Source organism: Pseudomonas sp. 18-147 (assembly GCF_051048045.1).
Taxonomy (GTDB): domain Bacteria; phylum Pseudomonadota; class Gammaproteobacteria; order Pseudomonadales; family Pseudomonadaceae; genus Pseudomonas; species Pseudomonas aeruginosa.
Genome location: NZ_CP182296.1, coordinates 4,698,122 through 4,718,034, shown reverse-complemented (window position 1 = coordinate 4,718,034; position 19,913 = coordinate 4,698,122). Strand labels below are relative to the sequence as shown.

At 66.1% G+C, this 19,913-nt stretch carries 19 protein-coding genes; 11 read left to right on the top strand and 8 right to left on the bottom strand.

Translation table 11 applies throughout. The features are described from left to right. Window position 1 precedes the first annotated feature (1 nt). From ACM0M4_RS22360 to ACM0M4_RS22335, 6 genes are all read left to right on the top strand, one after another. A complete protein-coding gene (locus tag ACM0M4_RS22360) occupies window positions 2-307 on the top strand; it encodes a BolA family protein (RefSeq protein ID WP_003114234.1) in 306 nt (101 codons plus the stop codon). Window positions 308-471: 164 nt separating this feature from the next. After that, window positions 472-1,410 (top strand): rhodanese-related sulfurtransferase, encoded by a 939-nt coding sequence (locus ACM0M4_RS22355; RefSeq protein WP_003085861.1) that lies wholly within the window; start codon window positions 472-474, stop codon window positions 1,408-1,410. A gap of 39 nt (window positions 1,411-1,449) precedes the next feature. Beyond that, a complete protein-coding gene (locus ACM0M4_RS22350; RefSeq protein WP_003145641.1) occupies window positions 1,450-2,052 on the top strand; it encodes a DsbA family protein in 603 nt (200 codons plus the stop codon). Next, window positions 2,045-3,835, top strand: a complete 1,791-nt coding sequence (locus ACM0M4_RS22345; protein WP_003085865.1) for an ABC transporter ATP-binding protein — start codon at window positions 2,045-2,047, stop codon at window positions 3,833-3,835. Before ACM0M4_RS22350 ends, ACM0M4_RS22345 begins: the two co-directional genes overlap by 8 nt. 294 nt (window positions 3,836-4,129) lie before the next feature. Beyond that, entirely contained in the window at window positions 4,130-6,586 is a 2,457-nt protein-coding gene (locus ACM0M4_RS22340) for an EAL domain-containing protein (protein ID WP_003145639.1), read from the top strand. 74 nt (window positions 6,587-6,660) lie between these two features. After that, window positions 6,661-7,443, top strand: coding sequence for a TenA family transcriptional regulator (locus tag ACM0M4_RS22335; protein ID WP_003106577.1), 783 nt, complete (start codon window positions 6,661-6,663; stop codon window positions 7,441-7,443). A gap of 50 nt (window positions 7,444-7,493) precedes the next feature. Here ACM0M4_RS22335 and ACM0M4_RS22330 read toward each other — a convergent pair whose 3' ends face one another. The 3 genes from ACM0M4_RS22330 to ACM0M4_RS22320 form a co-directional block, all read right to left on the bottom strand. Further along, window positions 7,494-8,453: a quinone oxidoreductase family protein gene (locus tag ACM0M4_RS22330; protein ID WP_003106575.1), complete on the bottom strand. Its 960-nt coding sequence runs from the start codon at window positions 8,451-8,453 to the stop codon at window positions 7,494-7,496. Window positions 8,454-8,478: 25 nt separating this feature from the next. Beyond that, window positions 8,479-8,652 carry a DUF1427 family protein gene (locus ACM0M4_RS22325; protein ID WP_042931428.1) on the bottom strand — a complete coding sequence of 58 codons (174 nt, stop codon included), beginning with the start codon at window positions 8,650-8,652 and terminating at the stop codon, window positions 8,479-8,481. Window positions 8,653-8,735: 83 nt separating this feature from the next. Continuing rightward, window positions 8,736-9,524 carry an AraC family transcriptional regulator gene (locus ACM0M4_RS22320; protein WP_016263823.1) on the bottom strand — a complete coding sequence of 263 codons (789 nt, stop codon included), beginning with the start codon at window positions 9,522-9,524 and terminating at the stop codon, window positions 8,736-8,738. Between the two features lie 322 nt (window positions 9,525-9,846). Here ACM0M4_RS22320 and hppD point away from each other — a divergent pair, with 322 nt between their 5' ends. The 4 genes from hppD to arfB all read left to right on the top strand — a co-directional run bounded on the left by hppD (window position 9,847) and on the right by arfB (window position 13,706). Then, window positions 9,847-10,920, top strand: coding sequence for a 4-hydroxyphenylpyruvate dioxygenase (gene hppD / locus ACM0M4_RS22315; RefSeq protein WP_054376020.1), 1,074 nt, complete (start codon window positions 9,847-9,849; stop codon window positions 10,918-10,920). Window positions 10,921-11,217: 297 nt separating this feature from the next. Further along, the gene (locus ACM0M4_RS22310) at window positions 11,218-12,636 is read left to right on the top strand and encodes an amino acid permease (RefSeq protein WP_003159652.1); all 1,419 of its coding nucleotides are present in this window, start codon (window positions 11,218-11,220) and stop codon (window positions 12,634-12,636) included. A gap of 152 nt (window positions 12,637-12,788) precedes the next feature. Continuing rightward, complete coding sequence (locus ACM0M4_RS22305) at window positions 12,789-13,172, top strand: lysozyme inhibitor (RefSeq protein ID WP_003085889.1); 384 nt, start codon at window positions 12,789-12,791, stop codon at window positions 13,170-13,172. 120 nt (window positions 13,173-13,292) lie between these two features. After that, window positions 13,293-13,706 (top strand): alternative ribosome rescue aminoacyl-tRNA hydrolase ArfB, encoded by a 414-nt coding sequence (arfB, locus tag ACM0M4_RS22300; protein ID WP_003105972.1) that lies wholly within the window; start codon window positions 13,293-13,295, stop codon window positions 13,704-13,706. Between the two features lie 22 nt (window positions 13,707-13,728). Here arfB and pbpG read toward each other — a convergent pair whose 3' ends face one another. From pbpG to phhA, 4 genes are all read right to left on the bottom strand, one after another. Further along, window positions 13,729-14,661 (bottom strand): D-alanyl-D-alanine endopeptidase, encoded by a 933-nt coding sequence (gene pbpG / locus ACM0M4_RS22295; protein WP_003105974.1) that lies wholly within the window; start codon window positions 14,659-14,661, stop codon window positions 13,729-13,731. Window positions 14,662-14,974: 313 nt separating this feature from the next. Beyond that, window positions 14,975-16,174: an amino acid aminotransferase gene (locus ACM0M4_RS22290; RefSeq protein WP_054376019.1), complete on the bottom strand. Its 1,200-nt coding sequence runs from the start codon at window positions 16,172-16,174 to the stop codon at window positions 14,975-14,977. Further along, window positions 16,171-16,527: a 4a-hydroxytetrahydrobiopterin dehydratase gene (locus ACM0M4_RS22285; RefSeq protein WP_003085898.1), complete on the bottom strand. Its 357-nt coding sequence runs from the start codon at window positions 16,525-16,527 to the stop codon at window positions 16,171-16,173. The genes ACM0M4_RS22290 and ACM0M4_RS22285 overlap by 4 nt, the downstream gene beginning before the upstream one ends. Before the next feature lie 104 nt (window positions 16,528-16,631). Then, complete coding sequence (gene phhA, locus ACM0M4_RS22280; protein ID WP_003105977.1) at window positions 16,632-17,420, bottom strand: phenylalanine 4-monooxygenase; 789 nt, start codon at window positions 17,418-17,420, stop codon at window positions 16,632-16,634. Window positions 17,421-17,703: 283 nt separating this feature from the next. Between phhA and ACM0M4_RS22275 the strand changes: the two genes are divergently transcribed. Continuing rightward, window positions 17,704-19,263: a sigma-54-dependent phenylalanine hydroxylase transcriptional regulator PhhR gene (locus tag ACM0M4_RS22275; protein ID WP_003105980.1), complete on the top strand. Its 1,560-nt coding sequence runs from the start codon at window positions 17,704-17,706 to the stop codon at window positions 19,261-19,263. Window positions 19,264-19,480: 217 nt separating this feature from the next. On the opposite strand, the gene ACM0M4_RS22270 is transcribed toward ACM0M4_RS22275, so the two are convergent. Then, entirely contained in the window at window positions 19,481-19,747 is a 267-nt protein-coding gene (locus ACM0M4_RS22270) for a DUF2790 domain-containing protein (protein ID WP_003085904.1), read from the bottom strand. Between the last annotated feature and the right edge of the window lie 166 nt (window positions 19,748-19,913).

The window sequence follows — 19,913 nt, the reverse complement described above, 5'->3', positions numbered from 1 at the left end:
GATGAGCATGCGTGACCGTATCCAGACCGCCCTGCAGCCCCTCGATCCGCAACACGTCGAGGTGCTCGACGAGAGCCACATGCACAGCCGCGGGCTGGAGACCCACTTCAAGGTGGTGCTGGTCAGCCCGCAGTTCGCCGGGTTGAACGCGGTGAAGCGGCACCAGAAGGTATATGCCACCCTCGGTGGGTTGATGGGCGAGTTCCACGCCCTGGCGCTGCATACCTTCACCCCTGAGGAGTGGAGCCAGGCCGCGGTGCCGGCCTCGCCGACCTGCCGCGGCGGGAGCAAGCACGACATACCCTGAGACGGCGTCCGTCGCGGCGGGGTGCAGAGCCTGCCCCTGCTGCGCTAGACTACGCACCCAGCGCCGGCCTTCCGCCGGCGTTGTCGTTTCCATGGCGCCAGCGGCTGGCGCTTTTCGTTCCGGTCCGCCCTTTACGCGGGCGACCACCTGGAGGCTATATCCCCATGACATCCATCGTCGTGGCGGCGCTGTACAAGTTCGTGACTCTCGACGATTACGTGGCGCTGCGTGAACCCCTGCTGCAAACCCTGCTCGACAACGGTGTGAAAGGCACCTTGCTGCTGGCCGAGGAAGGCATCAACGGCACCGTCTCCGGTAGCCGCGAAGGCATCGATGCGCTGTTCGCCTGGCTGCGCAGCGATCCCCGGCTGGCCGATATCGAGCACAAGGAATCCTACTGCGACGAACAGCCCTTCTACCGCACCAAGGTCAAGCTGAAGAAGGAAATCGTCACCCTCGGCGTGCCTGGCGTCGATCCGAACAAGCAGGTCGGCCAGTATGTCGAGGCGAAGGACTGGAATGCCCTGATCAGCGATCCGGAAGTCCTGCTGATCGATACCCGCAACGACTACGAGGTGGCGATCGGCACCTTCGAGGGCGCGGTCGATCCGAAGACCAGGTCGTTCCGCGAGTTCCCCGAGTACATCAAGGCCCACTACGACCCGGCGCGGCACAAGAAGGTGGCGATGTTCTGCACCGGCGGCATCCGCTGCGAGAAGGCTTCCAGCTACATGCTCGGCGCCGGTTTCGAGGAGGTCTTCCACCTCAAGGGCGGCATCCTCAAGTACCTCGAAGAGGTGCCGCAGGAACAGAGCCTGTGGCGCGGCGACTGCTTCGTATTCGACAACCGCGTGACCGTGCGCCACGATCTTAGCGAGGGCGAGTACGATCAGTGCCACGCCTGCCGCAACCCGGTTTCGCTGGAGGACCGCCAGTCCGAGCACTACGTGCCCGGCATCAGCTGTCCGCACTGCTGGGACTCGCTGAGCGAGAAGACCCGCGCCGGCGCCCGCGAGCGGCAGAAACAGATCGAACTGGCGCGGCAGCGCAACCAGCCGCACCCGCTCGGTCGCGATCCGCGCCAGTCCACGCTGGAGAACTGAACCTTGGCCAAGGCCCGCCTGCTGTACGTGATGGACCCCATGTGCTCCTGGTGCTGGGGCTTCGCCCCGGTCGCCGAGGCGCTGTCCCGGCAGGCGGCCGCCGACGGCGTCGCTTTCCACCTGGTAGCCGGTGGCCTGCGCGCCGGCCACGGCGCGGCGCTCGACCCGAATACCCGCGGCTACATCCTCGGCCACTGGCAGACCGTGCAGCAGACCACCGGCCAGCCGTTCCGCTTCGACGACGCGTTGCCCGAAGGCTTCGTCTATGACACCGAGCCGGCCTGCCGGGCCCTGGTGGCGGCGCGCAGCCTCGACGAGGAAAGCGCCTGGCCGCTGGTAAGGGCGATCCAGCGGGCGTTCTACGCCGAGGGTCGCGATGTCACCCAGGCGGCGGTGCTCGCCGGCCTGGCGGAAGCGGTGGGGCTTCCGCGCATCGAGTTCGCCGCGGCCTTCGACAGCGGCGAGGCGCGTGACGCCACCGCCGCCGATTTCGCCTGGGTCCAGGATCTCGGCATCGCCGGGTTCCCGACCCTGCTGGCCGAACGCAACGGCCAACTGGCGTTGCTCACCAACGGCTACCAGCCGCTTGCCGAACTTTCACCCTTGCTCGGCCGCTGGCTGGAACGGGGCCGGCATGAGTGAGCGCGGAGACCGCCTGAGCTGGGCGGAGATTCGTCGACTCGCACTGCGCCATAAGAAAGCCCTGTTGTTCGCCAACCTGGTGGCGGTGCTGGCCACCCTCTGCACCGTGCCGATTCCCTTGCTGCTGCCGCTGCTGGTGGACGAAGTGCTGCTCGGCAAGGGTGACGGCGCGCTGCGTTTCATGGACCGCCTGTTGCCCGCCGACTGGCAGGTGGCGTTCGGCTACATCGGCCTGATGCTGGCGGCGACCCTTCTGTTGCGGGGGGCGGCGCTGGTGTTCAACGTGCTCCAGGCGAAGCTGTTCGCGCGGCTGTCCAAGGACATCGTCTACCGCATCCGCCTGCGTCTGATCGAGCGCCTCCGGCATATCGCCCTGGGCGAATACGAAACCCTCGGCGGCGGGTCGATCAGCGCCCACCTGGTCACCGACCTGGATACCCTGGACAAGTTCGTCGGGGAAACCCTCAGCCGCTTCCTGGTCGCCTTGCTGACGCTGCTCGGCACCGCCGCGATCCTGGTCTGGATGCACTGGCAGCTGGCCTTGCTGATCCTGCTGTTCAACCCGCTGGTGATCTGGTCCACGGTGCAGCTGGGCAAGCGCGTCAAGCATCTCAAGAAGCTCGAGAACGACAGCACCGCGCGCTTCACCCAGGCGCTCACCGAGACCCTCGAGGCGATCCAGGAAGTCCGCGCCGGCAATCGCCAGGGCTATTTCCTCGGCCGCCTCGGCCACCGCGCCCAGGAGGTCCGCGACTACGCCGTGGCCTCGCAATGGAAGAGCGACGCCGCCGGGCGCGCCAGCGGCCTGCTGTTCCAGTTCGGCATCGACGTGTTCCGCGCCGCGGCGATGCTCACCGTGCTGCTCTCGGACCTGTCGATCGGCCAGATGCTCGCGGTGTTCAGCTACCTCTGGTTCATGATCGGTCCGGTCGAACAGCTGCTCGGCCTGCAATACGCCTACTACGCCGCTGGCGGCGCGTTGCAGCGGATCAACGAGTTGCTGGCGCGGGCCGACGAGCCGCGCTACCCGCCGCTGCGCGATCCGTTCGCCGGCCGCACGACCGTTGGCATCGAGGTGCGCGGGCTGGATTTCGCCTACGGCGAGGACAAGGTCCTGGAGCAGTTGGACCTGAACATCGGCGCCGGCGAGAAGGTTGCCCTGGTCGGCGCCAGCGGCGGCGGCAAGAGCACGCTGGTGCAACTGCTGCTCGGCCTCTACAGTGCGCAGCGCGGCAGCATCCGCTACGGCGGGGTGCCCCTGGAGGAAATCGGCCTGGACTGCGTGCGCGAACATGTCGCGGTGGTCCTCCAGCATCCGGCGCTGTTCAACGACAGCGTGCGGGCCAACCTGACCATGGGCCGCGAACGCAGTGACCAGGCCTGCTGGCGGGCTTTGGAGATCGCCCAGTTGGCCGACGGCGTGCGGCGCCTGCCGCAGGGGCTGGACACCGTGGTCGGGCGTTCCGGGGTGCGCCTGTCGGGCGGTCAGCGGCAGCGCCTGGCGATCGCCCGGATGATCCTCGCCGAGCCCAAGGTGGTGATCCTCGACGAGGCCACCTCGGCCCTCGACGCCGCTACCGAGTACGCCCTGCACCAGGCGCTCGGGGACTTCCTCGAAGGCCGCACCACATTGATCGTGGCCCATCGGCTGTCGGCGGTGAAGCAGGCCGACCGGGTCCTGGTCTTCGATGGCGGGCATATCGCCGAAGACGGCGATCACCAGCAACTGATCGCCGAAGGCGGCCTCTACGCCCGGCTCTACGGACATCTGCAACAGATGTGAGGCGCCAGGCTGTCGCCTGGCGGTTTTTCTCGTATATTCCATATAAGACATCCGGTTTTTATTGGCTGCGGCAATAAAAAACGCTGTCTGTTCCGCCAGGTGCAGGGCAGGTTCGGCAAACAGCCACTAGACTCCTACTGTTTGCCAGGTGTCCGCCTCCTCCAGCGTCGTGGCTGCCGGCAGGCAAGGCCTCGGGAGTTCTGCGACGGGATCTTGAGCGGCCGACAGGTGATGCAGTCAGGGGTGACGGAGACGGCGCCCGATCGCTTAGCGCCAGTTTGAATGGTAGATGGAATGAGGCAGAACCGGACTCTCGACAAGCCCCGCCTGCTCGGCCTGGTATGGCCCTTCATCGTCGTGGTGCTGCTGCAGGCCATGCTGGCGGGCGGCAGTCTCTACGTCCTCTCCGCGGTGCGCAGCTATGTCGGCGGCGAAAGCCTCTGGTCGAAGGGCCAGAAGGATGCCATCTACTACCTCACCCTCTATGCCGACTCACGCGCCGACGAAGACTTCCGCCGCTACGAGGAGGCCATCGCGATCCCCCTCGGCGACCGCGAGATGCGCCTTGCCCTGGACCAGCCCGACCCGGACATCGAGGCGGCCCGCCAGGGCATCCTCAAGGGCGGCAACCATGCCGACGACGTTACCGCGATCATCTGGCTGTACCGCAACTTCCACGACTTCAGTTACTTCGAGCGCGCCATCGAGCTGTGGCTGGTGGGCGACAAGTACGTCATGGAACTGATCGATGTCGCCGGCAAGATGCGCGCGGGCATCGGCGCCGGGCAGGCCAGCGCCGAGCAGGTGCAACAGTGGAAGACCGAGATCCACGCGATCAACGAGAAGGTCACGCCGGCGGCCAAGGCCTTCAGCGACGCCCTTGGCGAGGGCTCGCGGGCCTTGCTCAGGCTGCTGCTGGTGGCCAACCTGACCACCGCCAGCGTGCTCATCCTCCTGGCGTTCCTGCGGACCCGGCAGCAACTGATGCAGCGCCAGGAAGTGGAGAACGCCCTCGATGCCGAGCGCGAACGGGCCCAGATCACCCTGGCCTCGATCGGCGACGGAGTGATCACCGCCGACACCCAGGGGGGCATTTCCTACCTCAACCCGGCCGCCGAGCAGATGACCAACTGGACGCTGGACAAGGCCCGCGGCCTGCCCCTGGCGTCGCTGTTCCGGATCGTCGACGAAAGCTCGCGGGAGGAGGGCATGCTGCTGATCGAGCAGATCCTCAGCGGCGAGATCGACGGCGGTCGCGAGCATTCCAAGCTGGTTCTGCGTCACGACGGCAGCAGCGTGCCGGTGACCCTGGTGGGCGCGCCGATCCACCGTGGCGCCGAGATCACCGGGGTGGTCCTGGTGCTTCACGACATGACCCGCGAGCGCCAGTACATGGCGCGCCTGTCCTGGCAGGCGACCCACGATGCGTTGACCGGGCTGACCAACCGCCGCGAGTTCGAGTATCGCCTGCAGATAGCGCTGGAACGCCTGGAGCGCAACAGCGGGCGGCACGCCCTGATGTTCCTCGACCTGGACCAGTTCAAGCTGGTCAACGACACCTGCGGCCACGCCGCCGGCGACGAACTGCTGCGCCAGGTCTGTACCCTGCTGCAACAAGGCTTGCGCGAGGGCGACACGCTGGCGCGGCTGGGCGGCGACGAGTTCGGCATCCTGCTGGAGAACTGTCCGGCGGAAAAAGCCGTGGAGATCGCCGACCATCTGCGCAAGACCATCCAGGACCTGCACTTCACCTGGAGCGGGCAGCCGTTCAACTGCACCGTCAGCGTTGGCCTGGTGCACCTGCTGCCGGGTATCTCGACCCTCGAGGAGGCGCTGCGCTCCGCCGATATGGCCTGCTACATGGCCAAGGAAAAGGGCCGCAACCGGGTCCAGGTGTTCCATCAGGACGACGTCGAACTATCGATGCGCTTCGGCGAGATGACCTGGGTCCAGCGCATCCACCTGGCGCTGGAGGAAGACCGCTTCAGTCTCTATGCCCAGCCCATCGTGCCGCTGGGCGAAGGTGCGGAGGAGGGCTTGCACGTCGAACTGCTGCTGCGCCTGCGCGACGAGGGCGGGCGCCTGGTGCCGCCGCTGAGCTTCATACCCGCCGCCGAGCGCTACGGCCTGATGACGCTGATCGATCGCTGGGTGGTGGAGAATGCCTTCCGCACCCTTGTCGAGCGCGCCCAGGACCCTCGCGCCGAGCCGATCGGCACCTGCGCCATCAATCTCTCCGGCGCGACCATCGGCGACGAGTCGTTCCTGCAGTTCCTCACCGAGCTGTTCGCCCGTTACCGCATTCCGCCGCAGACGATCTGCTTCGAGGTCACCGAAACCGTGGCGGTTGCCAACCTGGCCAGCGCCATCCGCTTCATCAACGAGCTCAAGGACACCGGTTGTCGTTTCTCCCTGGACGATTTCTGCGCCGGCATGTCGTCCTTCATCTACCTCAAGCACCTGCCGGTGGATTACCTGAAGATCGATGGCAGCTTCGTCAAGGACATGCTCGAGGATCCCATCGATCGCGCCATGGTCCAGGTGATCAACCATATCGGCCACGTGATGGGCAAACGGACCATCGCGGAGTTCGTCGAGACCGTCGAAGTCATGGAAGCGCTGCGCGAGATCGGCATCGACTATGCCCAGGGCCTGGCCATCGGCGCGCCCCTGCCGTTCAGTCGCCAGCCTCCGGGGGCTGGAGTGGATGCCCAGGGCCTGTGGCCGAGCCTGGGACAGAACCTCCGGTAGGTGACCGCGGGGCGAAGAAAGAGTAGTTTCGCTGCTATGAGGCCGTTGCCGACAAGAAGAGAAGGGAGACGGGTGTGAGCGAGTTCTTTGACCGTACGGGCCCCTTGCAGGAGGCGGGAAGCTATCCGCAGTGGGCGCAGCAACTGATCGTCGACTGCCAGGCGAGCAAGGACCGGGTTTCCGGTCACGAGCTGTACCGGCGCATGCGCGACGCCGAGCTGAGCCCGGCGCTGATGCGCCTGTACCTGATCGGCGGCTGGCCGGTGGTCGAGCAGTTCCCCTTGTACATGTCGCAGAACCTGCTGAAGACCCGTTTCGCCCGCCATCCCGGCGAAGACATGGCGCGCCGCTGGCTGATGCGCAACATTCGGGTCGAACTCAACCACGCCGACTACTGGCTGCACTGGGCCGAGGCCCACGGCGTGAGCCTGGCCGAGATCCAGGCGCAAGACGTGCCGGCCGAACTGCACGCGCTCAGCCACTGGTGCTGGCACACCTGCGCCAGCGACTCACTGGCGGTGGCCATGGCCGCCACCAACTACGCCATCGAAGGCGTCACCGGCGAGTGGTCGGCGCTGGTCTGTTCGAACGGCGTCTACGAAAACGCCTTCCCCAAGGAAGGCCGCAAGCGCGCCATGAAGTGGCTCAAGCTCCACGCCCAGTACGACGATGCCCACCCCTGGGAGGCGCTGGAGATCATCTGCACCCTGGCCGGCACCAATCCCAGCGCCGAGCTGCGCCGGCAACTGCGCGACGCGATCTGCAAGAGCTACGACTACATGTACCTGTTCCTCGAGCGCTGCATGCAGCTGGAGGAGGCGCGCAGCGCCCGCAAGCTCGCGGTCGGCGCGGAGTAGTCTTGCGCGCAGCGGAATCCCGGCGTGTTCCGCCGGGATTCCGCTGGTCCTCAAGGCACCAGGATGATCTTCTCGCAGGTGCCTTCGTTCACCGCCCGGTACTGCTCAACGCCCTGCTCCAGCGGGACTTCCCGCAGACCGTCCGGCAGCGGCAGGCGGCCTTGGTCGAACAGCTTGCCGAAGGCGTCGAGGAAGCCTGCGCAGGCTTCCACGCCATAGAGCAGCGAGTTGATCCCCACCACCGAGCCACCGCGACGGTACAGGTTCAACGCCGGCAGGCGCACATGGCCGTCGGCCGGTGCGGCGATGATCGCCAGGCGACCGAAGGCGGCCAGCGCCGGGACCGCCGCCTCGAGCCAGAAACCGGTCGTATCGAAGATCACCTCGGCCCCGCCGGGGAAGATCCCTTCCACCTGTGCCGCCAGTTCGGCCGGCTCGCCCAGCAGCAGCGCGGCGATGCCCTGCGTTTCCAGCGCCTGGCGTTGCTCCTCGCGCCGCACCGCGCCGATCGCTTCGGCCCCCAGGGCCTTGGCCAGCGCCAGCGCGGCCTTGCCGACCGCGCCGTTGGCGCCGATTACCAGGAGCCGGGTGCCGGCCTTGACCTGGCTGCGTTGCAGGGCGTCCCAGGCGGTGCTGTAGGGCACCCCGCAACTGGCGGCCTGGGCGAAGCTCAGGCTTTCCGGCTTGAGCGCGACGCCGGCGGCCGGCAGGGTCAGGAACTGCGCGTGGCTACCGTCGCGGAAGAATCCCGGCTCCCGCCCGGTGCCCCAGACCGCCTGGCCGAGCAGAGCCTTCGGTCCCTCCACCACCACCCCGGCGAAGTCGCGGCCCGGTACCCGGGGCAGGGTGGTATAGGGGAAGCGGCCGAGGACGTTCTTCACGTCGCTCGGATTCAGCCCGGCGGCGCGGATTTCCACCCGCACCTCATCGGCGGCGGGAAGCGGGTCGGGCATGTCCACCAGCTCGAGGGCGGCGAGGTCGCCGGTACGGTCGAATTGCAGTGCTTTCATCGGGGGCTCCGTGTCGTCGCGGCGATCAGTGCAGCCACTGCTGCAGCAGGTCGCGGCCAAGGGGGAAAAGCTGTTCGCCGAGCTGCATGCCAAGCAGGCCGACCAGGGCGATGGTGGGTGGCGCCGGCGAGCGGAAGTCGAGTACGGCGTAGAGCAGGCCGACCAGCAGGCCGATGCCGAGGGAGATCAGGTAGTTCATGGCGGCTGACAGGGACGGTGAACGATGGTGCCAGTCTAGTTGGCCGAAAAAACATCTATCGGCCAATCGCTATCGAATACCGGTCAAGGCTGGAACGGCTGGTGATGCTCGGCCCTGTACTCGGTGGGAGAGACGCCCAGCTCGCGGCGGAACATGTCGCTGAAGGCGCTCGGCGTATATCCCAGGGCATGGGCGATGCCTGCCACCGGACGGCCATCGATGAGCGCGGCGGAGGCGGTCGCCAGCTGCACCTGCCGCCGCCAGTCGGCGAAGCCCATGCCCAGGCTGCGCTGGAACAGGCGCGAGAGGGTCCGCACGCTGGCCCCGGCGTCTTCGGCCAGGCGCTCCAGGCCGATGTCCAGGGAGGGATTGGCCATCACCGCTTGGCACAGCGCGAGCAGGCGCCTGTCGGAGGCGTCCGGCAGCGGTACGCGGAGGCTGGAACGGCGCGCGCGGCCGAGTTCGAGCACGGCGAGATCGGCCAGCGCCCGATAGTAGTCGGGGTCGCTCTGCCGTTCCTGCTCCACCAGGCTGACGATCAGCTCGCGCAGCAGCGGGCCGACCACCAGCACCAGGGTGCGGTCCTCCAGGCCGCGGGAGAGTTCCGGGCTCAGGTAGATGTTGCGCATCTGCAACTCGGAGGCGACCCGCACCGCATGGCGCAGGCCCGGAGGCAACCAGACCGCCCGTTGCGGCGGGACCGGCAGGGCCTCGTCGGGCGTCTCCAGCCACATCATCCCGGACACCGCATAGAGCACCTGGCCCCAGGCGTGCTCGTGGGCATCGACGCGGTGCCCGGCAGGATAGCTGCGGGCAACGCCGCGCAGGGGCCGGCGGCTGTCGCTCAGGTCGGGTGGGGCGGGTCGTGCCATGGGAATGCCGTCGCGGAGGAAAGACGCAGGTTAACCGCTTGACGCCGATCATGCAGCGCCGGCTTTCAGCGCAGCCGTGACAGCGCTGCTGGCAGCTTTTCGCACCGCACTGTAAAGATAACTTTACGAAGACCGGGCGTTCGCCATGCATGCCGCCGGCGCGTAAGGAATAGTTGCCAGAAACCCTGCGCCAGGCCCTGTGCCGGGGCCCTGCCGACGGCTTGTCCGCCGCGCCGCCACGGGGTGAGATGAAGGCATCTCCCATGTCGTCGGCCGCCTGGACCGGCGGCGGTCCATTCAACAAGAACAACGAGGAGGCCGGATGAACGCCGTGGCCAAGATCGAACAGCACAATCCCATCGGTACCGACGGATTCGAATTCGTCGAGTTCACCGCCCCCGACGCCAAGGGCATCGAGCAGCTGCGCCAGCTGTTCAACATGATGGGCTTCACCGAAACCGCCAAGCATCGTTCCAAGGAAGTCTTCCTGTTCCAGCAGAACGATATCAACATCGTGCTCAACGGCAGCCCGACCGGGCATGTCCATGAATTCGCCCTCAAGCACGGCCCGAGCGCCTGCGCCATGGCCTTCCGGGTGAAGAACGCTTCCCAGGCCGCCGCCTACGCCGAATCCCAGGGCGCCAAGCTGGTGGGCAGCCACGCCAACTTCGGCGAGCTGAACATCCCCTGTCTGGAAGGCATCGGCGGTTCGCTGCTGTATCTTGTCGACCGCTACGGCGACCGCAGCATCTATGACGTCGACTTCGAGTTCATCGAAGGCCGCAGCGCCAACGACAACTCGGTCGGCCTGACCTACATCGACCACCTGACCCACAACGTCAAGCGCGGCCAGATGGACGTCTGGTCCGGTTTCTACGAGCGCATCGCCAACTTCCGCGAGATTCGCTACTTCGACATCGAAGGCAAGCTCACCGGCCTGTTCTCCCGCGCCATGACCGCACCTTGCGGGAAGATCCGCATCCCGATCAACGAGTCGGCCGACGATACCTCGCAGATCGAGGAATTCATCCGCGAATACCATGGCGAAGGCATCCAGCACATCGCCCTGACCACCGACGACATCTATGCCACCGTGCGCAAGCTGCGCGACAACGGCGTGAAGTTCATGTCGACCCCGGACACCTACTACGAGAAGGTCGACACCCGCGTCGCCGGGCATGACGAGCCGCTCGAGCAACTGCGCGAACTGAACCTGCTGATCGACGGCGCCCCGGGCGACGACGGCATCCTGCTGCAGATCTTCACCGACACGGTGATCGGCCCGATCTTCTTCGAGATCATCCAGCGCAAGGGCAACCAGGGCTTCGGCGAGGGCAATTTCAAGGCCCTGTTCGAGTCCATCGAGGAAGACCAGATTCGCCGCGGCGTGATCTGATCCCGCTGCCGCCAGCCTCTTCCGGGGCTGGCGGTTTTCCTTGCGCTCCGCGTTTCCGTTCCAGCGGCGCCGATCGCGCCAGCCTTGCCCGCACCGCCGAGCCACGAGCCTGGCGGCCCATTCACGTCACGTACAACAACAAACAGGTGACGCATGATCCGTGAGTCCTCCCTCCGCCCAGCCGACCGCCCGCCGCCACGCGCCCCGCATGGCGCCCGCCGTGCGCCTGCCGCCTGAGCCGCACGGCCCCGTTTCGCCTCCGACAACAATAAATTTCCACTTGCGTGAGATAATTCAATGGACGGCCAACATCCGCATTCGGGCGAGCTCAAGCGCGGCCTGAAGAATCGTCACATCCAGTTGATCGCCCTCGGCGGCGCCATCGGCACCGGCCTGTTCCTCGGCTCGGCCGGGGTGCTCAAGTCGGCGGGCCCGTCGATGATCCTCGGCTACGCCATCGCCGGCTTCATCGCTTTCATGATCATGCGCCAGCTCGGCGAGATGATCGTCGAGGAGCCGGTCGCCGGCTCCTTCAGCCACTTCGCGCACAAGTACTGGGGCGGCTTCGCCGGCTTCCTCTCCGGCTGGAACTGCTGGGTGCTGTACATCCTGGTCGGGATGTCGGAACTGACCGCGGTCGGCAAGTACATCCACTACTGGTGGCCGGAGGTGCCGACCTGGGCCACGGCGGCGTTGTTCTTCGTCGTCGTCAACGCGATCAACCTGGCCAACGTCAAGGCCTTCGGCGAAGCCGAGTTCTGGTTCGCGATCATCAAGGTGGTGGCGATCATCGGCATGATCCTGCTCGGCTGCTACCTGCTGTTCAGCGGCAGCGGCGGTCCGCAGGCTTCGGTGAGCAACCTCTGGGCACACGGCGGTTTCTTCCCCAACGGAGTGAGCGGACTGGTGATGGCCATGGCGATCATCATGTTCTCCTTCGGTGGCCTGGAAATGCTCGGCTTCACCGCGGCCGAGGCGGACAAGCCGAGGACGGTGATCCCGAAGGCGATCAACCAGGTGATCTATCGCATCCTGATCTTCTACATCGGCGCCCTGATCGTGCTGCTCTCGCTGACGCCCTGGGACAGCCTGCTGCAGACCCTCAACGCTTCCGGCGATGCCTACAGCGGCAGCCCGTTCGTGCAGATCTTCTCGATGATCGGCAGCGGCACCGCCGCGCACCTGCTGAACTTCGTGGTGCTCACCGCCGCACTGTCGGTGTACAACAGCGGCACCTATTGCAACGGCCGCATGCTTCTCGGCCTGGCCGAGCAGGGCGATGCCCCGCGCGCGCTGGCCAGGGTCGACAAGCGCGGCGTACCGGTACGCGCCCTGGTGGTATCGGCGCTGGTGACCTTCCTCGCGGTGGTGGTGAACTATGTGATCCCGCACCAGGCGCTGGAGCTGCTGATGTCGCTGGTGGTGGCGGCGCTGGTGATCAACTGGGCGATGATCAGCATGGCGCACCTGAAGTTCCGCGCGCAGATGGACCGCCAGGGCACCCGTACGCACTTCCGCGCGTTCTGGTATCCGTACGGCAACTACCTGTGCATGGCCTTCGTGGTGTTCATCCTCGGCGTCATGTTGCTGATCCCCGGCATCCAGGTCTCGGTCTATGCCATCCCGGTCTGGCTGCTGGTGATGTGGGCCTGCTATCGACTCAAGGGAGCCCCGCGGCCGATGCCGGGCCTGCGGGTGAAGCCGGTCACCGAGTGATCGATGGGGCGCCGGCGCGCAGAGGAGAGGGGAGCGCTCCTTTGCGTGTCCCGGCGGCCCACAAGACTTTTTCTAGGGGCGCCTGTCGTTGACGCGGCAGGTGCCGAATTCCTACAGTGGCAGCGCCATTTTTTCTCGTTAGAGGGATTTCCATGAAAAAAGCGCTCTGGCTGCTTCTGGCTGCCGTTCCCGTGGTCCTGGTCGCCTGCGGCGGCAGCGACGACGACAAGCAGACCGCCCAGGTCGATTACCTGGCCCTGCCGGGGGATGCCAAGCTGGATACCCGCAGCGTCGACTACAAGTGCGAGAACGGTCGCAAGTTCACCGTGCAGTACCTGAACAAGGGCGACAACAGCCTCGCCGTGGTGCCGGTCAGCGACAACTCGACGCTGGTCTTCAGCAATGTGATTTCCGCCTCCGGCGCCAAGTACGCCGCCGGCCAGTACATCTGGTGGACCAAGGGCGAGGAAGCCACCCTCTACGGCGACTGGAAGGGCGGCGAGCCCACCGACGGGGTCGCCTGCAAGGAGCGTTGAGTTCGACCTGGCGCCTTAGCCGAAATGAAGGAACCCGGCCGCGGCCGGGTTTCTTTTGGCCTGCTTCTCCGCTCGGCAAAGGGGTTATGCTGGCAGCCCGTTGGTCCACCGTGCCGCCCCATGCTGATCATCTCCAATGCCGTCCACCTGCCCGACCATGAGATCGAGCTGAATGCCATTCGCGCCCAGGGCGCCGGCGGGCAGAACGTCAACAAGGTCTCCAGCGCGGTGCACCTGCGCTTCGACATCCAGGCCTCGTCGTTGCCGCCGTTCTACAAGGAGCGTCTGCTGGCACTGAACGACCAGCGCATCAGCGGCGACGGCGTGGTGGTGATCAAGGCCCAGCAGTACCGGACCCAGGAGCAGAACCGCGAGGATGCCCTGGAGCGCCTGGCGGAGTTGATCCGCAGCGTGGCCAAGGTGCAGAAGGCGCGCCGCCCGACCAAGCCTACGCGCGGCTCGCAGAAGCGCCGGCTGGACGGCAAGGCCAAGCGCGGCGCGGTGAAGGCCGGGCGCGGCAAGGTGGATTTCTGAGCCGGCCGGTCTTCGCGACGGATCAGCGTACGGCCTGGGCCACCGGCTGGCCGAGGCCGCGCTCGCGGTCGCGTTGCAGGCGATAGGCCTTGGCCGCGGCCGGGATCGCAGTGACCTGGCCGGTTTCCAGCCAGCGTCGCAGGCGCGTGGCGTCGGCGAAGTGGGTGTACTTGCCGAAGGCGTCCAGCACCACCAGATTGACCGGATTGCGGTTGATCGTGGTGCGCATCACCAGGCAGTGGCCTGCTTCGTTGGTGAAGCCGGTCTTGGTCAACTGGATGTTCCAGGTCTTGTTGTTGATCAGGTGGTTGGTGTTGCGGAAGCCCAGGGTGTAGTTGGGGTGGCGGAAGGCCACGGTCTTCTCCGGAGTGGTGCTCCACTGACTGAGCAGCGGATATTGCCGGCTGGCCACCAGCAGGCGGGTGAGGTCGCGAGCGGTGGAGACGTTGTGCAGCGACAGCCCGGTCGGCTCGACGTAGCGGGTGTTCTTCATTCCCAGGGCGTGAGCCTTGGCGTTCATCGCCTTGACGAAGGCGTTCTTGCCGCCCGGATAGTTCTGCGCGAGGCTGGCGGCGGCGCGGTTCTCCGAGGACATCAGGGCGAGCAGGAGCATGTCCCGGCGGCTGATCTGGCTGCCGACCCGCACCCGGGAAAACACCCCGCGCATTTCGCTGGTCTCGCTGATGGCGATCGGCAGTACCTCGTCCAGCGGCAGTTTCGAGTCGAGCACGACCATGGCGGTCATCAGCTTGGTGATCGAGGCGATCGGCACCACCAGGTCGGGGTTGCGCGAGTAGAGCACCTTGCCGGTGTTCTGGTCGGTAACCAGCGCGCTGCCCGACGCCAGCTCCTGTTGCAGCGGCAGCCCGGCCTTGGGCGGCGGGGAGGCGGATACCGCGGTGGCAACGCTGAGGGACAGGAACAGGGTGACCAGTGACAGGAGACGGTTTCTCACGTGCGTTGCTCACTAAGACGAGAAAGTGGGGGCCGTGGGGCGCAGTGTGAACTGGTGCCCATAATTGAGCATTTTATGCTCTTTTGTAGGAAAAGCACGTAGGGCTTTGAAAGTGCTGACTTATGGTTGGCCCGGTTCGGAGAGGTTCGGCGGATAACGCCTGTGGCGGTATTCGCCCTACGCCCACAAGGTCGTGGTGCGGTAGGGCGAATAACCGCAACGCGGTTATCCGCCGCCTCGGCGGGAGTGCGCGGCATTCGCTGGGGCGAAAAAAAGCCGGCCATCACAGCCGGCTCAGGGTAACCGTGAGGGTTCAGTCCGCGCAGACCTGGGCGATGGCTTGCGCCAGGCGGTCGAGGCGGCGCGCGTCGAGACCGGCGACGTTGGCCCGGCCGCTGGAGACCAGGTAAACGGCGTGCTCGTCGCGCAGCCGAGCGACCTGCTGCGGGCTCAGTCCGGTATAGGAAAACATCCCGCGTTGCGCGCCGACATGGGCGAAGCGCTCGGCCAGGCCGTGCGGCGCCAGGGCTTCGACCAGGCCGATGCGCAGGCTGGCGATGCGCGAGCGCATGCCTTCGACCTCTTCCTGCCAGAGTCCCTTCAACTCGCTGTCGCCGAGGATCGCCGCGACCACCTCGGCGCCATGCGCCGGCGGGGTCGACCAGAGGTTGCGGGCGAGGAAGGCCAGTTGGCTACGCAGGTCGGTGAGCTTCTCGGCGTTCTGCGCGCAGACGATCAGTGCACCGACGCGGTCGCGGTACAGGCCGAAGTTCTTCGAGCAGGAACTGGTGACCAGCACCTCCGGCAGTTCGCCGGCGAACAGGCGTACCGCCCAGGCGTCTTCCTCGAGACCGTCGCCGAAGCCCTGGTAGGCGAAGTCGATCAGCGGCAGCAGCTCGCGGCGACGCACCACGTCGAGCACCCTGCGCCAGTCGTCGTGACTCAGGTCGAAACCGGTCGGGTTGTGGCAGCAGGCATGCAGCAGCACCACGTCTCCCTGGGGAATGCGCTCCAGGCCAGCAAGCATCGCCTCGACATCCAGGCGGTTGTCGGCGCTGACGTAGGGGTAGTGGGAAACCTTCAGGCCGGCGGCGGCGAACAGGGTCTCGTGGATCGGCCAGGTCGGGTCGCTCAGCCAGATGCCGCGGCCGGGCAGGCAATGGGCGATGAAGTCGCCGGCCAGGCGCAAGGCGCCGGTGCCGCCGGGCGTCTGGGTGGCGTCGGCGCGTTGCGCCAGCAACAGCGGCGAGGCGGCGCCGAGCGCCAGTTCCGCCAGGCGCGCGGCGAACAGCGCATCGCCGTGGCCGCCGACGTAGCTCTTGGTGGTTTCCTGCTCGACCAGGCGCTGCTCGGCGAGTTTCACCGAGCGCAGGATCGGGGTCAGGCCCTGGGCATCCTTGTAGACACCGACGCCGAGGTCCAGCTTGTCCGCGCGCGGATCGTTGCGGTAGGCGTCGAGCAGGCCCAGGATCGGGTCGCCCGGTACGCGGGCGACCTTGGCGAAATGACTCATTTGCGCCCCTCGGCGGTTTTCGCTACCTCGTCGGTGCGCGCCGCCATGATGAAGTCGTTGCGGTGCAGGCCCTTGATCGAGTGGCTCCACCAGGTCACGGTGACTTTGCCCCACTCGGTCAGCAGGCCCGGATGGTGGCCTTCGGCCTCGGATATCTCGCCGACGGCATTGGTGAAGGCCAGGGCATGCTTGAAGTTCTTGAACAGGTAGACCTTCTCCAGTTGCATGATGCCGTCGCGGACTTCGATGTTCCAATCCGGGATCTGCCGCAGCAGCACGGGCAGTTCTTCGTCGCTGACGTGCGGGGCGTCTGCGCGGCAGGCTTCGCAATGGGCTTGGGTGAGTGCGGTCATGGTGGGAGTCCTTGGTTGTCGCATGTGGGAGCGGCGGACGGGCCGTGCCCGTCCACCATAGTACAAGGCCGCCGCGGGGTCAGCCGCGGCGGCGGCGTTTCTCGTCAGGCCGCCTGCTTGGGCGGGAACAGCGGCGCGTGCAGGCCCAGGCGCATGGCCTCGTGGACCAGCGCCATGATGTCTTCCTGGGCCAGTTGGAACAGGCGCTTGAGGTCGGGCAGGACGAAATAGAGCGGTTGCAGGATGTCGATGCGGTAGGGCGTGCGCATCGCCTCCAGCGGATTGAAGGCCTGGTGCAGCGGCTCGTCGGAGAGGCTGTAGACGGTCTCCTTCGGCGAGGAGAGGATGCCGCCGCCGTAGATGCGCTTGCCCTGGTCGGTCTCGACCAGGCCGAACTCGATGGTCATCCAGTACAGGCGGGCGAGGAACACGCGTTCCTCCTTGCTCGCCTTGAGGCCGAGCTTGCCGTAGGTATGGGTGAACTCGGCGAACCAGGGGTTGGTCAGCAGTGGGCAGTGGCCGAAGATCTCGTGGAAGATGTCCGGCTCCTGCAGGTAGTCCAGTTCTTCCGGGGTGCGGATGAAGGTGGCGACGGGGAATTGCTGGCTGGCCAGCAGTTCGAAGAAGGTCTGGAACGGAATCAGCGCCGGAACCCGCGCCACGCGCCAGCCGGTGGTGGCCTGGAGAACCCTGTTGATCTCGTCGAGCTGGGGGATCCGGTCGTGGGGCAGGCCGAGCTGTTCGATGCCGTCGAGGTATTCCTGACAGGCGCGGCCTTCGATCACCTTCAGTTGCCGGGTGATCAGGGTATTCCAGACCTGGTGCTCGGTTTCCGGATAGTGGATGAAACCGTTGTCGTCGGGCTGGCGGGCCACGTACTGCGTCGTTTTCATACGGACTCCATGAGCGGCTTGTGGCCGCGGGGTCTTTGTTGTTGTCGTTGCCTTATCGATACCGCGTCGGGACGGTCCGTGCAGCCCCGGATAGGGACCGGGCAACGGGGAGGAATCGGCGTTTTCGTAAAGTTTTCCTTACGAATTGGCCTGGGTCGCCTGTTCATTGGGTCAGGCATTGTTGCTGGTGAGTCTAACTGTCACATATTCTTGACGGAAATTTCCGGCCGGGAGTTAAAAAACCGGCCGCGAGCCCATCAGAACGACAACACCGGGCCACGCCATGCGTATCAAAGTGCACTGCCAGAACCGTGTAGGCATCCTCCGCGACATCCTCAACCTGCTGGTCGACTACGGCATCAACGTCAATCGCGGCGAAGTCGGCGGCGACCAGGGCAACGCCATCTACCTGCTCTGTCCGAACATGATCAACCTCCAGTTGCAGTCGTTGCGGCCCAAGCTGGAGGCGGTGCCGGGGGTCTTCGGGGTCAAGCGCGTCGGCCTGATGCCCAGCGAGCGCCGGCACCTGGAACTCAACGCGCTGCTCGCCGCCCTGGACTTCCCGGTGCTCTCGGTGGACATGGGCGGGCAGATCGTCGCCGCCAACCGTGCCGCCGCGCAGTTGCTCGGCGTGCGCGTCGACGAGGTGCCGGGGATTCCGCTGTCGCGCTATGTGGAGGACCTCGACCTGCCCGAACTGGTGCGCGCCAACAAGGCGCGGATCAACGGGCTGCGGGTGAAGGTGAAGGGCGACGTGTTCCTCGCCGACATCGCGCCGCTGCAATCCGAGCACGACGAGAGCGAGGCGCTGGCTGGAGCGGTGCTGACCCTGCATCGCGCGGATCGCGTCGGCGAGCGCATCTACCATGTGCGCAAGCAGGAGCTGCGTGGCTTCGACAGTATCTTCCAGAGTTCGCGGGTAATGGCCGCGGTGGTCCGCGAGGCGCGGCGCATGGCGCCGCTGGACGCGCCGCTGCTGATCGAGGGCGAGACCGGCACCGGCAAGGAGCTGCTGGCGCGCGCCTGCCACCTGGCCAGCCCGCGCGGGCAGTCGCCGTTCATGGCGTTGAACTGCGCCGGCCTGCCGGAATCCATGGCCGAGACCGAGCTGTTCGGCTATGGTCCGGGAGCCTTCGAGGGCGCCCGCCCGGAGGGCAAGCTCGGCCTGCTGGAGCTTACCGCCGGCGGCACGCTGTTCCTCGACGGCGTCGGCGAGATGAGCCCGCGCCTGCAGGCCAAGCTGTTGCGCTTCCTGCAGGACGGCTGTTTCCGCCGGGTCGGCAGCGACGAGGAGGTGTACCTGGACGTGCGGGTGATCTGCGCCACCCAGGTAGACCTGTCCGAACTCTGCGCCAAGGGCGAATTCCGCCAGGACCTCTATCACCGTCTCAATGTGCTCTCGCTGCACATCCCGCCGCTGCGCGAGTGCCTGGATGGCCTGGCGCCGCTCGCCGAGCATTTCCTCGACCAGGCCAGCCGGCAGATCGGCTGCGGCCTGCCGAAGCTTTCCGCGCAGGCGCTGGAACGTCTCGAACGCTACCACTGGCCGGGCAACGTGCGGCAATTGGAAAACGTGCTGTTCCAGGCGGTTTCGCTGTGCGAAGGGGGAACGGTCAAGGCCGAGCACATCCGCCTGCCGGACTACGGCGCGCCGCAGCCGCTGGGGGATTTTTCCCTGGAAGGAGACCTCGACGCCATCGTCGGGCGCTTCGAGAAGGCGGTGCTGGAGCGCCTGTTCCGCGAACATCCGAGCAGCCGCCAGTTGGGCAAGCGCCTCGGCGTTTCGCATACCACGGCGGCGAACAAGCTGCGCCAGCATGGCGTGGGGCAAGGCGAGGGCTGAGCGGCATGCTTGCCGGTTTGTTGCAGGCTGGGAAAGAAACGGTGGAGGCGTCGGCCCTTGTGAAAGGGCGGCAGCACGATGAGGCGTGGGGAAGACGGCCAGGATGTTCGCCGAGGGGCGGGATTGTCGCCGCCGAGTACACAATGATCGCGCCGGATGGGCGAGCTGCCCCTCGTGGCGCGATCCTTCGGAGGTCGACCCGGAGGTCGAGCAGAGTTTAGCCGCCAGTGCAGCCGTTGCCCCAGACCTGATATTCGACGGTATGTTTCTGGCCGTTCGAATCTTCGTAGGTCATGCGTGCGGGAACGATGCCGCAGGCATTGGAAGTGTCGGTTGAAGATATAACGCGAGCCACATCCAGTTGCATGCCATAGGCATATTCTTCAACAGCGTTTTCCTGCTGGCTGGCAGGTTGATCCTGGGCGCCAGCCGCCATCACCAGCGGCGAGCAGGCGAACAGGGCCATCAGGGCGAAAGCCTTCATTACTATTTACCTGAGTAGTTTCTGAGTGGGTACGATCTGCCGTCGGAAGACAGGCGGACAGGTCACCGGGGCAACTCGATAAACAAGGCTGGGTAAGTAAGTCTGCAATCAAGTTGCGGAGTCGAAGTTCAACGGGAGTTAACTTCGGCTGTTAGGTTTATTGTAA